The organism is Photobacterium gaetbulicola (assembly GCF_003025515.1).
GTDB classification, from domain to species: Bacteria; Pseudomonadota; Gammaproteobacteria; order Enterobacterales; family Vibrionaceae; genus Photobacterium; species Photobacterium gaetbulicola.
This window is the reverse complement of sequence record NZ_PYME01000005.1, coordinates 37,581-51,291: the sequence shown is the minus strand read 5'-3', so window position 1 is coordinate 51,291 and position 13,711 is coordinate 37,581. Positions and strand designations below refer to the sequence as shown.

General features: G+C 49.7%; 13 protein-coding genes. 8 read left to right on the top strand and 5 right to left on the bottom strand.

Annotation, left to right across the window (positions count from 1 at the left end; all coding sequences use genetic code 11):
• Nucleotides 1-2: 2 nt before the first annotated feature.
• The gene (locus C9J03_RS05685) at nt 3-1,838 is read right to left on the bottom strand and encodes an Hsp70 family protein (protein ID WP_044623462.1); all 1,836 of its coding nucleotides are present in this window, start codon (nt 1,836-1,838) and stop codon (nt 3-5) included.
• Nucleotides 1,838-2,497 (bottom strand): DUF2760 domain-containing protein, encoded by a 660-nt coding sequence (locus C9J03_RS05680; protein WP_044623461.1) that lies wholly within the window; start codon nt 2,495-2,497, stop codon nt 1,838-1,840. The genes C9J03_RS05685 and C9J03_RS05680 overlap by 1 nt, the downstream gene beginning before the upstream one ends.
• Nucleotides 2,498-2,843: 346 nt before the next feature.
• Between C9J03_RS05680 and C9J03_RS05675 the strand changes: the two genes are divergently transcribed.
• A complete protein-coding gene (locus C9J03_RS05675) occupies nt 2,844-3,197 on the top strand; it encodes a YajD family HNH nuclease (RefSeq protein WP_044623460.1) in 354 nt (117 codons plus the stop codon).
• Between the two features lie 21 nt (nt 3,198-3,218).
• Here C9J03_RS05675 and C9J03_RS05670 read toward each other — a convergent pair whose 3' ends face one another.
• Entirely contained in the window at nt 3,219-3,512 is a 294-nt protein-coding gene (locus C9J03_RS05670) for a winged helix-turn-helix domain-containing protein (protein WP_044623459.1), read from the bottom strand.
• A 184-nt stretch (nt 3,513-3,696) separates the two neighbouring features.
• On the opposite strand from C9J03_RS05670, the gene C9J03_RS05665 reads away from it, so the two are divergent.
• From C9J03_RS05665 to C9J03_RS05635, 7 genes are all read left to right on the top strand, one after another.
• Complete coding sequence (locus C9J03_RS05665) at nt 3,697-3,834, top strand: periplasmic nitrate reductase, NapE protein (RefSeq protein WP_082060627.1); 138 nt, start codon at nt 3,697-3,699, stop codon at nt 3,832-3,834.
• Nucleotides 3,835-3,900: 66 nt separating this feature from the next.
• A complete protein-coding gene (gene napA / locus C9J03_RS05660) occupies nt 3,901-6,393 on the top strand; it encodes a nitrate reductase catalytic subunit NapA (protein ID WP_044623458.1) in 2,493 nt (830 codons plus the stop codon).
• Nucleotides 6,394-6,403: 10 nt separating this feature from the next.
• Nucleotides 6,404-6,862, top strand: a complete 459-nt coding sequence (locus tag C9J03_RS05655) for a nitrate reductase cytochrome c-type subunit (protein ID WP_044623457.1) — start codon at nt 6,404-6,406, stop codon at nt 6,860-6,862.
• Between the two features lie 12 nt (nt 6,863-6,874).
• Entirely contained in the window at nt 6,875-7,456 is a 582-nt protein-coding gene (locus C9J03_RS05650) for a NapC/NirT family cytochrome c (RefSeq protein ID WP_039459606.1), read from the top strand.
• A gap of 305 nt (nt 7,457-7,761) precedes the next feature.
• Nucleotides 7,762-8,724 (top strand): LpxL/LpxP family Kdo(2)-lipid IV(A) lauroyl/palmitoleoyl acyltransferase, encoded by a 963-nt coding sequence (gene lpxL, locus C9J03_RS05645; protein WP_044623456.1) that lies wholly within the window; start codon nt 7,762-7,764, stop codon nt 8,722-8,724.
• A 307-nt stretch (nt 8,725-9,031) separates the two neighbouring features.
• On the top strand, nt 9,032-9,961 hold the full coding sequence (gene lpxL / locus C9J03_RS05640; protein WP_044623455.1) for an LpxL/LpxP family Kdo(2)-lipid IV(A) lauroyl/palmitoleoyl acyltransferase: 930 nt from the start codon (nt 9,032-9,034) through the stop codon (nt 9,959-9,961).
• A gap of 194 nt (nt 9,962-10,155) precedes the next feature.
• Entirely contained in the window at nt 10,156-11,541 is a 1,386-nt protein-coding gene (locus C9J03_RS05635) for an alanine/glycine:cation symporter family protein (RefSeq protein ID WP_044623454.1), read from the top strand.
• Nucleotides 11,542-11,626: 85 nt separating this feature from the next.
• Here C9J03_RS05635 and C9J03_RS05630 read toward each other — a convergent pair whose 3' ends face one another.
• Together C9J03_RS05630 and C9J03_RS05625 are read right to left on the bottom strand one after the other, a co-directional pair.
• Nucleotides 11,627-12,466 (bottom strand): pirin family protein, encoded by an 840-nt coding sequence (locus C9J03_RS05630; protein ID WP_044623453.1) that lies wholly within the window; start codon nt 12,464-12,466, stop codon nt 11,627-11,629.
• A gap of 192 nt (nt 12,467-12,658) precedes the next feature.
• Nucleotides 12,659-13,585, bottom strand: coding sequence for a WYL domain-containing protein (locus tag C9J03_RS05625; RefSeq protein WP_052829789.1), 927 nt, complete (start codon nt 13,583-13,585; stop codon nt 12,659-12,661).
• Nucleotides 13,586-13,711: the final 126 nt, after the last annotated feature.

Here is a 13,711-nt window from a genome sequence, read left to right as displayed (position 1 = left end):
TGTTATTTTTCGCGAACGTCGAATTCGACCTGCCATTTCTGGCCGCCGTCGGTCGGGATCGCTTCAAGGCAAAGGGTGCCAAGCTCAGTAACACGAGAAGCCAGGCGAACCGGTACAATTTCACCTGCGCTACGGCCTTCAGAAACCGGAAGGGTAACCTGAATTGCTGGCAGCTCTTCGAGCTCTTCTGGTTGCCACCAATCTAGGTGGGTGCCAGCAGGGTCATCACGGCGAACCGTTGAACCAAAGAACTTGAATTGTACCGGCTGGCCAATCACCAGGCCGAACTCGCGGCTAGGTACATCGGCATGAGTACCTTCTTCCATACCGAATGGCGCAACACAAAGTGCTTCCAGAGGCGGCTCCATACCAGGGATAGCTGGCATAGCACTTTCGATACCGACATAGTAGCTGCTCGCGATACCACCGCGGATACGAACGCCTTTGCCTTTGCGTACCGAGCCGTAGTATGACGCACCGCTCGCAACCGCAAGGTCGAGGTCTAGGCCTTCAAGCAGTTTGGCTTCTGGGCTACCGGCCGTCGTCAGCCAGTTGTTGATAATTGACAGCAGGCGCTCGGAAAGCAGATCAGATTTCAGCACACCACCGTTGAACAGGATAGCGGTAGGGCGGATGAAGCCTTCGTGCAGTTGATCGTATTTCTCGAACAGCTCGTCAACCGCAGAGGACTGGCGGCTTAGGAAACCCGCAACATGGCGTGATACCGCTGCATCTTGCGCGTACGGCAGGCCCATCTGGGTCAATGCACCACGCTGCATTTCTACCGGATGCTGCTCGATGGTGTTGCGAGGGAAGAAGCCTTCAACCAGCGTCTGCTGCACTTCTTCCTGGGTCAGTTCAGTTTGCAGTGTGCCGCCCAGCAACTTAGAGCCACGGCTTGGAACCACAATCGGCACAGCCTGAAGTTCGGTGTCGCTCAGCAGGGCTTCTTTGGCATCGCGACAGGCGTGGGTAATGGCCTGAATCTGCCATGGTTGAAGTTGTTTGCCTTCCTGCGCCAGTTTCATCTTCAGGCGGTAGGCGAGGGCAAGGTCCATGTTATCGCCGCCCAGTAGGATATGATCGCCAACGGCAACACGATTTAGGGTTAGGTTGCCGTCATCTTCGGTGACCGCAACCAAGGACAAGTCAGTCGTACCACCACCGATATCAACCACCAGAATGACATCACCGACAGAGACTTGGTCGCGCCAGGTATCATCGTTGTTTTTCAGCCAGCTATATACGGCCGCTTGTGGCTCTTCGAGTAGCGTCATGTGCTTGAAGCCCACTTCGCGAGCTGCTTCAGCGGTTAGATCACGTGCTGCTGGGTCGAATGAGGCAGGAACCGTAATTGTCACATCCTGCTCGAACAACGGCGTTTCTGGGTGCTGGTTGTTCCAAGCTTCTGCCAGGTGAGCAAGGTATTGGCGAGTCGCTTCTAATGGCGATGCCTTGGTCACTTCTTCTGGGCTGTTCAATGGCAGGAAGGCATCACGACGGTTCACACCACCGTGGCACAGCCAGCTTTTTGCACTCGCAATCAAACGAATTGGAGTTTTGCTACCGAGGTTACGGGCCATGGCACCAACAATTGCGTTAGGCTTGGCAGACCATGGTAGGGCAGTATCACCTTCAGCTAGCTCAGACTCATGTGCCTGATACATGAAAGAAGGAAGTTGGCTCTTTTCTTCTACATTGCCCGGCGTGGTTAGCTGGGCAATAGGCATGACATTGACGCTGGCGTCTTCGTCTTGCAGATCAACATAAGATAATACGCAGTGGGTGGTACCAAGGTCGATACCAACACTGTAACGGTGTTCTTGAATTTCTTGCATCACAGTTCTACCTCAGCGGCGGCAACAATTTTTGCGTCGTGACCTTCAGCCAGTTTAGGCAGTTTAATGTCAGTCACTTTCCAGCCGCGGTGGATTAGGGTTCCGGTAAATGGCGCTTCGCCAACAACATTACCTGTTAGGCGAACTTCAGAAGCGTTGAAGCCTTTAGGTAATGTAATACGTGTTTCTTCTTCTTCGTCACGTACAGGGGCAAAGCTGAAGTATTCGGTCAGTACTTTTTGGCCGCCTTCATGAATAACGCGGGCAGCGGCACCGATTTCGGCATCGCTGAAGCCTTTTAGATCTTCTTGCATGAAGTCAATAAAGCGTGCTTCTTGCTGAAGCAGGGAAAGCAGTTGCAGTGCTGCGTCGGGTGTTGAGGTTTTTAGCTTAGGCTCAACTTCAACAATCTTCTCGATGATTTTTTCAACTTCAACAACTTTCTCGACCTCGACGATTTTCTCGACAGGTTTTTCAACCTCAACGATTTTCTCGACTTCTTTCTCAACAACTTTCTCGACTTCGACAGGTTTACCTTTTTTGGAGATATAAAGTACCAGCATGACGAGGACCAAACCGCCTAGCCAAGCATGTCCCATATCAATCGTTGTCGGCATTGCCGATAAGTCCACAGTTAATTCAGAAAAATCAAAAGCCATATGTCGTCTTCTCTATATGAGTGAGAGTTTAATTCACAAATTAGGGCGAATATTATCATAATCAAGGTGCATTACACCTAAGGGGGGTATTTTTTTGCCCTCTATTAAGCATTTAGACGCCTTGTCGATTAATTTAACACCAAATAAGGTTTACATTGTTCTGTCATTTGGTCGTTTATAAAATGATACACTGCTTTCACCTGGTGTTTTGAACAATCATATCTTTCATTTTTAGCGCAAAATGTTCCGTTCAGTGAGGCTATTCATGAATTTACTATTCAGTAGCAGCACTAAACGGAGGAATTCGGTACACTAGCGCCGTAATCAATCAATCCTAGGTAAGAGAATGTCTTCTGATTTTTATGGAACCAGTGCCGCCTATGCCCGCAAAGAGCAGGGCTACCGCGAGAAAGCGCTGAAACTATACCCTTGGGTATGTGGCCGCTGTGCCCGTGAGTTTGTGTATTCGAACCTGAGGGAGTTGACGGTCCACCATGTTGACCATGACCACACCAATAACCCTGAAGATGGCAGCAACTGGGAATTACTGTGCTTGTTCTGCCATGATCATGAGCACGAAAAATACACTGAGCACGACAATCAAATGGGCAGTGTGGTGAAAGCGGGCGAAGATGATCATCAGGCGGCGACATTCAATCCATTCGCTGATCTCAAAGCTATGATGGAAAAGAAAAAGTAGTCTATTACCCGCTGGCCAGAGTTAAGGGTAATTCAATACCTGTTTAATTTCTGCGATATTATCGGCGATCCACGTTTTGTTGATCGCCCCCCAATCTTTAATCTCGTACTTTCCACTGCGATTTCGCTCTCCTTGTGTTTGCTTGAAAATACAAACAATATCGAGATCTGCCAGGCTCTTTATAGTGTCCTGTGCGGTACGCCGCGGCATGCCGGTATATTCCAAAATATCCGGCACGCTAGCGATACCTGATTCAATCAGGTGAGCGACATAAAGCCGTCGGTAAAAACTGGATTTGGTTTTGCTGATAGCCATTCCCTGACCCTTTTTCAAACAACTACTTAGCTAACACCCTAGCATCATTGCCCGGGATTTTATACCAGTGTTGCTAAATACCTTTGGTTTGATGCATGTCCGGCGATCTTTTTAAGTTTATCAAGTTATCAATTTCGACGAAGCTTACTAGAGTTATAAGTATCCAACTAAATTGGAGAAAGTAATGAGTGATGCTAACCGGCACCGTTCTGAGCTGAAGGCTTTTCTGTTTATTACCATCATACTGTTTCCCATTCTTGCTGTTGCCGTTGTCGGAGGCTATGGGTTTTTCGTGTGGTTTTTACAGGTACTAGCAGGCTAGTAATAATTAAAAACAATAGCCTGTGAGATTGTCTTTACCGTGAAGCAATAGTTGAGTGAGAAAGCAATGAAATGTTCCCGGCGTAAGTTTATCAAAGCACAGGCCGCGGCCAGTGCTGCCGCTGCGGCAGGGATCTCGATCCCTGTGGTAGCAAGTAATGTTGTTACAGATGCATCGAAAACCCAAATCAGTTGGGAGAAAGCTCCCTGTAGATTTTGTGGGGTGGGGTGCTCGGTGAATGTAGGGGTTAAGGACAACAAGGTTGTCGCGACCCATGGTGATATCAAGTCACCGGTAAACCGTGGCCTTAACTGTGTAAAAGGCTATTTTCTCTCGAAGATCATGTATGGCGACGATCGTCTGACCCAGCCACTTCTCAGAATGAAGGATGGCAAGTTCGATAAAGAGGGCGATTTCACGCCGATAAGCTGGGATCAGGCCTTCGATATCATGACCGAAAAATGGAAGGCGGTGCTCAAAGAGAAAGGGCCCGAAGCCATTGGTATGTTCGGCTCGGGGCAATGGACGATCTATGAGGGCTATGCGGCCGCGAAGTTGATGAAGGCCGGCTTCCGCTCTAACAATATCGATCCCAATGCGCGGCACTGCATGGCCTCGGCGGTCGTGGGTTTTATGCGTACTTTTGGTGTCGACGAGCCCATGGGGTGTTACGACGATATCGAAGCGGCGGACGCGTTCGTGCTGTGGGGCTCCAACATGGCGGAGATGCACCCGATACTCTGGACAAGGGTAACGGACCGTCGGTTGTCCAATCCAAAGGTCAAAGTGTCTGTGCTTTCTACGTTTGAGCACCGCAGCTTTGAACTGGCCGATATTCCGATCGTCTTCGAACCCCAAACCGATCTTGCCATCCTCAACTTTATCGCCAATTACATTATTACCAATGACAAAGTCAATCAGGACTTTATTGGCAAGCATGTTAATTTCCGTCGTGGGGCAACCGATATCGGCTATGGGCTGCGACCAGAAAATCCGCTCCAGCAACAGGCGAAAAATCCAGACAGCGGTGACTCTGAACCGATGACCTTCGATGAGTTCAAGGCGTTTGTGTCCGAGTACACGGTTGAAAAAGTCAGTGAAATGTCCGGGGTGAAACCGGAGCGCCTTATCGAGTTAGCCGAGCTTTACGCCGATCTCGATACCAAAGTGATGTCATTTTGGACCATGGGTTTTAACCAGCATACCCGCGGCGTGTGGTGTAATAACCTGGTTTACAATATTCATTTGCTCACCGGTAAAATTTCGACCCCCGGTAACAGTCCATTTTCACTGACCGGCCAGCCATCTGCCTGCGGTACCGCCCGTGAAGTCGGTACATTTGCCCACCGCCTGCCAGCCGATATGGTGGTGAACAACCCAGAGCACCGCAAAATCGCGGAGAAAATCTGGAAACTGCCTGATGGCACTATACCCGGCAAGGTCGGTGCCCATGCGGTGTTGCAAAGCCGAATGTTGAAAGACAGTAAAATCAATGCCTACTGGATACAAGTAAATAATAACCTGCAGGCCGGGCCTAATATCAACGAGGAAATCCTGCCGGGTTACCGTAATCCGGATAACTTTATCGTGGTGTCGGATGCCTATCCGACAGCGACGGCTCAGGCGGCAGATTTGATCTTGCCCACGGCGATGTGGGTAGAAAAGGAAGGCGGCTACGGTAACGCAGAGCGCCGGACTCAGCTGTGGCATAAGATGGTCAATGCGCCAGGTGAGTCTAAGTCTGATCTGTGGCAGCTGGTCGAGTTCTCAAAACGCTTCAAGACCGATGAGGTCTGGCCGCAGGAGCTGCTCGACGCCAACCCTGATTACAAGGACAAAACCTTGTATGAGGTGCTGTTCGCCAACGGACAAGTGAATCAGTTCCCACTCGAAGACATCTCGGAAGGACACAGTAACGACGAGTCGACGGAATATGGTTTCTACCTGCAAAAAGGGCTGTTCGAAGAGTACGCCCAGTTCGGCCGCGGCCATGGTCATGATTTAGCCCCGTTTGATGTTTACCATGAGGTGCGAGGCCTGCGCTGGCCAGTGGTCGATGGGAAGGAAACGCTATGGCGCTACAAAGAAGGCTATGATCCATACGTCAAGCCCGGCAGTGATTTTGAGTTCTATGGCAAGCCAGATGGAAGAGCCATTATTTTCGCCTTGCCGTATGAGCCACCGGCTGAGAGCCCGGATGAAGAGTATGATCTTTGGTTGTCGACAGGCCGGGTGCTGGAGCATTGGCATTCAGGCTCGATGACACGCCGTGTACCGGAGCTGCACAAGTCATACCCTAACGCCCAAGTTTTCATGCATCCAGACGATGCTAAGGAAAGAGGGATGCGGCGTGGCGATGCGGTGAAAGTGATTTCGCGTAGGGGCGAGATCATAACCCGGGTTGAAACCAGAGGGAGAAATAAACCGCCGAAAGGGTTGGTCTATGTGCCATGGTTTGATTCAAGCCAGCTGATCAATAAGGTGACACTTGATGCCACCGATCCGCTCTCCAAACAGACAGATTTCAAGAAATGTGCTGTCAAAGTGGTAAAGGCATAGGAGTATCACCATGAACAAACTACTTGCTGTGCTTTTCTTGGTATTTACAACCGGAGTTGTCATTGCAGCAACGGAGGCGATAAAGGGGGATGAGCTGGCGACAACCCGGCAATACGCCTTGAGCGGGGAGCCCCAACCGCCAGCGATGAACAAAACTATCAACAATGACAGGATCCCTAAGCGGAACTACCCAATGCAACCGCCGGTGATCCCTCACAAGATTGATAACTATCAAGTCGATTTGAATGTGAACAAGTGTATGTCCTGTCATGCGCGTAGCCGGGTAGAAGATACACAGGCGAGAATGATCAGTGTCACTCACTATATGGATAGAGACGGTAACTTCCTGGCGGAATTGTCGCCACGGCGATATTTCTGCCAGCAGTGTCATGTGGTACAAACCGATGCCAAGCCATTGGTTGGCACTTCATTTACTGATCTCGATACGCTGCTCGAGCAAGAGAAGTAAGGGAGGAAGCGTATGTGGCAATGGTTAAAAAAATGGTGGGCTCTCATTCGCTCGCCAGCAAAGTACTTCAGCCTTGGGTTTTTAACATTAGGCGGATTCATTGCTGGTGTGATTTTCTGGGGGGCCTTCAATACAGGGATGGAATTTACTAACTCGGAGCCATTCTGTGTTAGTTGCCATGAAGATAATGTGTATCAGGAAATACAGGGGACTATTCACTTTACCAACCGGACCGGTGTTAGGGCGATTTGTTCAGATTGCCATGTTCCGCATGACTGGACGGATAAAATGGCCCGCAAGATGCAGGCTTCCAAAGAGGTCTGGGCTTGGATCACCGGAGCTATATCAACCCCGGAAAAGTTTGATGCCCGCCGCCTGCACATGGCGGAGCGAGAATGGACTCGGATGAAGAAAAATGACTCGTTAGAGTGCCGCAACTGCCATGAATTCAGCTATATGGACTTCACGCAGCAGTCCCAGCGCGCATCGGTCCAGCATTCGAGCTCTCTGGCGGATGGCTCTAAAACCTGTATTGATTGTCATAAAGGTATTGCTCACCGCCTTCCTGATATGAAAGGGGTTGAGGGCTTTTAGTGCATAAGTGGCATCTAAATAAAGCCTAAAGGGCATAATGCGAGCAAGACGACCAAAATCTGATATGTTGCTTAAGGCATGCGGTTTTTTGGTCGTTTTTTTATTTCGCCATATCTATAAAAAACATCTTTCAATTTCATTGTATTAGGCATCTGTGTTGTTTTTTTTGGGCGGTGTGCTTATTAAATCGAATGTTAATTATTAAAAAGTTGTGTTTTTAGAGCTTGGCAGCGTATGATTTGCCTGCAATTTATGGCTTTAACAGCCTTGATTGGATCTTGGTTCTTACTTGTTGATGATTACTTATGAGCAAATTTGCTGCACCTCGCTTCACCCTAAAGTTGTTGGGGCCACGCTACTGGCCAACAATACTATTGATACTCATCATGTATTTGCTGAGTTGGCTGCCTTATGTTGTACAGCGTCGACTAGGGCAGGGGATTGGCCGTTTGGCTTTGGCGGTTATGAAGAAGCGCCGTTTTACCATTGAACGTAACCTTGAGCTTTGTTTCCCTGACATGCCAGCGGAGGAAAGAAAAAAGCTAGTCAGAGCCAATATTGACAATACGGGCCTGGCCTTGTTTGAGACTGGGATGGCCTGGTTTTGGTCTGATGCGCGGGTGAAACGCCACGTCCGTATCGAGGGGATGGAATATATCGAACAGCTAGAGCGTGAAGGCAAAGGCGCGCTGTTCATTGCCGTACATTCATTGAACTTAGAGCTGGCGGCCCGGGCGTTTGGTATTCATAAGTCAGGAATGGGCGTATACCGTCCTAACAATAATCCTTGCTTCGACTTTGTTCAGTACCGGGGGCGAGCCCGTTCTAACCGAACCTTGATAGACCGAAAAGATGTCAAAGGGATGTTGAAGGCACTAAGCACGGGGGAGCGGGTGTGGTATGCCCCAGACCATGACTACGGGCGCCGTCGTTCGGCATTTGCGCCTCTGTTTGCCGTTGAGCAAGCATGTACCACAACCGGCACCAGTTTGCTGGTGGACAACAGTGGTTGTGAAGTGATGACATTTAGAATGGTGCGCGAGACTAATAGCGGCGATTATGTCATTACGCTTGCCCCGCTTCACGAGGCGTTCCCACGCAACGCACCTGAGCAGGCCGCGGTGGTCATTAACAAAGCGGTCGAAAATGCCATCCTCGCGGCGCCGTGCCAATACATGTGGTTGCACCGCCGTTTTAAAACCCGTCCCGAGGGGGAGCCGTGCTTGTACCGTAAAGCAGAGGATCTGCGGTATTCACCGGTAGCTTAACGGCGCTTTGATACCTTCTCTGTTTATTGCTGGTGGCTGCCTCATCTGGCCACCATGCATTCCTCTTCTCTCACTCCTTATCCCCAGTAATGTTTATTATTGCGCCAACAATTGCTTCATCTCTATCCACTCACTTAATCTAAGCTGAAAAATATCAGTACAAAACTTCATCCTCTTGCATAGCCGATCGCCACGCAATAGAATGCAGTGTTCGATATAAATTCTGCCCATGGATTTTACTTGGGGCCGGATAGGCCTAAATAAAATATGAAGGCGGAATTACAATAATAAAGGGATCCCCTAGCTTATGAGTAAATTTACAGCGCCTACTTTTACCAAGTCGCTATTACACCCGCGGTATTGGCTAACCCTGCTGATGGTTGGAGTGATGTACCTTATCAGTTGGCTGCCGTATTTTATCCAGTTCAGGTTGGGGCAGGGGCTTGGGCGCTTGGCGATGCGCATTATTAAAAAGCGCAAGAAAACCATAGCCCGTAACCTAGAACTTTGTTTTCCAGATATGTCGCAAGCAGAGCGCGATATATTGATGAAGAAGAATATTGATAACACCGGCTTGGCGATGTTCGAAACCGGTATGGCTTGGTTCTGGCCGGATATTCGAGTCGAGCGCCATGTCAGTTACGAGGGCCTCGAGCATATCCATAAGCTAGAGGCTGAAGGCAAAGGCGTGCTGCTGGTCGCGGTTCACTCATTGAACCTTGAGCTAGGTGCGCGTGCATTTGGTATGAAAACACCGGGTGTAGGTGTCTACCGACCAAATAAGAATCCTTGTTTTGACTACTTTCAGTTCAAGGGGCGTATCCGCTCGAACAAATACATGATTGATCGCAAGGATGTCAAAGGCATGCTGCGTGCGCTCCGTAACGGCGAGCGGGTATGGTATGCCCCCGATCATGATTATGGCAAGCGACGCTCGACGTTCGCGCCTTTGTTTGCGGTAGAAAAGGCCTGTACAACCACAGGCACCAGCCTGTTGGTGGATGCTTCTCACTGTGCCGTCGTGCCGTTTGCTATGGTTCGCAATACCGACTCGGGCCGTTATACGCTCAAGGTCTTTCCGCCATTGGATGCGTTCCCGCATAATGATCCCGATGCGGCTGCCGCTTATGTGAATAAAGCTGTAGAGCGCTCTATTATGGAAGCGCCCGAGCAATATATGTGGTTGCACCGCCGCTTTAAGACTCGTCCTGAAGGCGAATCCTCATTGTATGAGTAACCGTCTTTCCGGTGAATGATAAAAAAGCTTCCTCGTGAAGCTTTTTTTATATCTGCAGTATTCAAATTAGCCAGCACCGTTTTATTTGTATTGTCTTACCTTGTTATTGGTGGCGTTATTCATTTCAAAGTTGAACTTATAGTCAAGGACTCCTATGTTTTTTTGATATGCAAATATAAAAAGAGAGCGCAAGGATGGATTCAATAGCAAACTTTGTCGCAGCCATAAACGGTTTTGTCTGGGGATTACCCATGCTGGTGCTCATCCTCGGGGTGGGCATTTACCTGACACTTGGCTTGAAATTAATGCCGATTGTAAAAATAGGTGCCGGCTTCAGGTTACTCTGGACAGGAAGGATCCCTGAGAAAGAAGAAGAGATAAAGGGGGAAATAAGTCCGTTTAATGCGCTAATGACTTCGCTGTCGGCCACTATCGGGACCGGTAATATTGCTGGTGTGGCGACGGCGATATTTTTAGGGGGGCCGGGCGCCTTATTTTGGATGTGGTGCACGGCACTCGTTGGCATGGCAACAAAATTTGCCGAAGCGGTATGCGCAGTGAGGTACCGAGAAACGGATGCCAAGGGTAACCATGTAGGTGGCCCGATGTACTACATTAAAAATGGTCTTAGCAGTAAGTGGGCATGGCTGGGAACGGCGTTTGCTTTTTTTGGCGCATTTGCCGGGTTCGGTATTGGTAATACGGTACAGGCGAACTCTGTTGCTGCCGCGGTTGAATCGAGCTTCGGGCTTTCTCCGGCTATATCCGGCTTGGTCATGATGGTACTTGTCGGATTGGTGTTGATGGGGGGGATCAAGCGAATTGCGGATGTCGCCGGTAAGTTGGTACCCTTGATGGCGGTTTTTTACATTACCTCTGGCTTGATCGTTCTGATCATGAACATTTCCGCGATCCCGGCTGCCTTCGGTTTGATTATTAGTAGTGCGTTTACGCCGGTGGCTGCGCAGGGCGGTTTTGCGGGGGCTGCCGTGTGGGCAGCAATTCGATTTGGTGTGGCGCGGGGGATTTTTTCTAATGAAGCTGGGCTTGGAAGTGCGCCTATTGCCCATGCCGCTGCCCAAACCAAGAATCCGGTCGCTCAAGGGTTAGTCGCAATGCTGGGTACGTTTATCGATACCATTGTGGTTTGTAGCATTACAGGGTTTGCGATTGTTGTATCCGGTGCCTGGCTGAGCGGTGAGACGGGATCGGCGTTAACATCGCTTGCTTTTGCTTCGGCATTGCCAGGGATTGGTAATTATGTCGTCGCGATAGCTTTGTCTATTTTTGCGTTTACAACAATATTGGGCTGGAGTTTTTACAGTGAAAAATGTGTTCAATATCTACTGGGTGTAAAGGCCATCGTCCCGTTTCGGGTGTTGTGGGTCGTTGCAGTACCAATTGGCGCAACCAGCTCTTTGGAGTTTATCTGGTTACTTGCTGATACGCTCAATGCCATGATGGCGATCCCGAACTTGATTGCGCTATTACTCCTGAGCCCGGTGGTGTTTAAGTTGACGAAGGAATACTTTGCAGATCTTGCGCAGGAGAAAACGAAAGGGACGGATAAACCCGAGTAGCTGCTTGAAGGTGCGGCTTACACCATAATGTCGGTGTAAGCCGTATTTTGTTGTCCAAGGCTGTTTCACACTTCTCGTTGTCGCCTTATGCCAGTGTGCCCTGTTGGTAGTCTGCAATCGCTTGCTCAACTTCTTCCATGCTATTCATCACAAACGGGCCGTAATGGACAACGGGCTCATCAATGGGGAGGCCTGATAGCAGCAATACACCAGCTTGCTCATTTGCTGATAGGGCCAAGCCTTCACCGTTGCCGAGGATGGCCAGCGTACCTGCTTTGACGGTGGTGCCCTCAACGTCTATTTCGCCACGATATACGTAGAGCAAGGCCTGAAAATCCGGGTTGAGGCAACTATTAAAGCGAGCGGGATTGTCAGCTTGCCAGTCGGCGACAGTCACAGGTACGCCGGTTTGCTGAAGCGGGCCGGCGAGCGTTGTTCCCTTGATAGTGAGATCGCCGGCAATAACCCGGACAAGGCTGCCGTCATCTTGTCGGTATTGCGTAATGACGTCTGACTGGAAATCATGATAATCCGCCGGCTGCATTTTTTTCGCGGCCGGCAGGTTGATCCAAATCTGGAAGCCATGGAGCTCGCCGTCTGTCATGATTGGCATCTCGCTATGGATAACGCCTTTACCGGCAGACATCCACTGCGCACCACCATCAGTGAGCTCGCCTACATTGCCCATATGATCTTTATGCTGGAAGTGGCCTTTTAGCATATAGGTCAAAGTTTCTATCCCGCGATGCGGATGGGGAGGAAACCCACCGATGTAATCAGCAGAATTATCAGACTTAAGCTCATCGATCATCAGGAATGGTGAGAACTGAGCGTTGTTAAACCCGTGGACGCGTTGAATACGCACCCCGTCACCATCAGAAGAAGGGTGGGCGGGTATGAGGGACTGTATTTGTCGAATAGCCATAAATGCCTCCTGATCTGCTTATGGTTTAAGTGTATGTTGGCTTTAATATGACCAACAGTAGGCATAGGCGAACATGTTGTTTTAAAAAATCGAATAGAGGCTGTGGACGGCAGTAAAACAGAGGGCGAAGGGAATAAAAAACCGTCCAGCCGGACGGTTTCTTTGGTTTCGTGAGGGCTTGCTCAGCGACGGTTAGCGCTCATTCGAGCGGTAGCCTGGGGCAAGAGTGGCACTGTTAACCTGGTAGAGCGACTGAGGATTCGCCAATGCCAACTGGTAACCGACATATTCGTGTAGTCGGCCGTCTTCGCTGCAATCGACTTCCCATTTTCTCAACAGGTAGCCGGCGAGGGCTGCGCGAACCTCAATCACAAGCTTGCCGTCTTTCATTTCGTAATCCAGCTCGATAGCTTCTGGGTTGCCCTGCCGCGGGTGAGGGATCAGCTCGACTTCTATGTATTTCTGCCACTGGCGATCAGCCTCGATACGCTCTTCGGCGGTAGGCTCCTCGTCAAGGATCGTCACCGAGATCACCCGGTTGCAGACTACATCCATGAACTGGTTATTCTTGCGGTCAAAGGAGCGCACGTGCCAGCGGTTACCGGAATCGACAAGGCTGTGGGGGGCGATCACACGTTGGCCTTTACCACTGGATGTGGAGATGTATTCAATCTGCAGTAATTTGTTACGGTAGATCCCTTCGCACAGCGCCGCCATGATTGGTGTACGCGGCACGGTAAGCGATGTCGGGGACTCACACTGGATGGGAAAATCCTGATGGCCAGAGAAGCCATCGCCATAACCGAGCGAGATGGTCGCCAGGGTCTTTTTCAAGTCCAGATTAAATACAGGGCAAAACTCCGGCTGCTTGTAGTACTTCTTGGAGCGCATATCCAGCTTGAGGTTATCCGGCGCTATTTCTTTATACAGCGCGAAATCCCGAGTAGTGGCCGCATGACCAACCGCAAAACGATCTATCAAATCTTTCCTTGTTACCTCCCCCAAAAAGTAAAGGGCAAAGTCAATAAAGGCTAATCGCTCTCGTTGTGCCGAGCCAACGGCATTGAGTTTGGCCTCGACATCCATGTGTGATAGTCCAGCGTTGTTGTATGAAGTCATGTGTATTTATCCAGTACTTTGGCTTGCCACTAATATATACCGAAAATCAGTAGAAGCAAGGCTATTTATAAAGATAACAGCGTATTGAAGTGATTTAAGTTAATTAAATCAACGGTATAATCACAA

Bases quoted from the DNA above. Each gene is read 5' to 3' on its own strand.
- C9J03_RS05685 (WP_044623462.1), bottom strand. From the start codon at position 1,838: ATGCAAGAAATTCAAGAACACCGTTACAGTGTTGGTATCGACCTTGGT.
- C9J03_RS05680 (WP_044623461.1), bottom strand. From the start codon at position 2,497: ATGGCTTTTGATTTTTCTGAATTAACTGTGGACTTATCGGCAATGCCG.
- C9J03_RS05675 (WP_044623460.1), top strand. From the start codon at position 2,844: ATGTCTTCTGATTTTTATGGAACCAGTGCCGCCTATGCCCGCAAAGAG.
- C9J03_RS05670 (WP_044623459.1), bottom strand. From the start codon at position 3,512: ATGGCTATCAGCAAAACCAAATCCAGTTTTTACCGACGGCTTTATGTC.
- C9J03_RS05665 (WP_082060627.1), top strand. From the start codon at position 3,697: ATGAGTGATGCTAACCGGCACCGTTCTGAGCTGAAGGCTTTTCTGTTT.
- napA (WP_044623458.1), top strand. From the start codon at position 3,901: ATGAAATGTTCCCGGCGTAAGTTTATCAAAGCACAGGCCGCGGCCAGT.
- C9J03_RS05655 (WP_044623457.1), top strand. From the start codon at position 6,404: ATGAACAAACTACTTGCTGTGCTTTTCTTGGTATTTACAACCGGAGTT.
- C9J03_RS05650 (WP_039459606.1), top strand. From the start codon at position 6,875: ATGTGGCAATGGTTAAAAAAATGGTGGGCTCTCATTCGCTCGCCAGCA.
- lpxL (WP_044623456.1), top strand. From the start codon at position 7,762: ATGAGCAAATTTGCTGCACCTCGCTTCACCCTAAAGTTGTTGGGGCCA.
- lpxL (WP_044623455.1), top strand. From the start codon at position 9,032: ATGAGTAAATTTACAGCGCCTACTTTTACCAAGTCGCTATTACACCCG.
- C9J03_RS05635 (WP_044623454.1), top strand. From the start codon at position 10,156: ATGGATTCAATAGCAAACTTTGTCGCAGCCATAAACGGTTTTGTCTGG.
- C9J03_RS05630 (WP_044623453.1), bottom strand. From the start codon at position 12,466: ATGGCTATTCGACAAATACAGTCCCTCATACCCGCCCACCCTTCTTCT.
- C9J03_RS05625 (WP_052829789.1), bottom strand. From the start codon at position 13,585: ATGACTTCATACAACAACGCTGGACTATCACACATGGATGTCGAGGCC.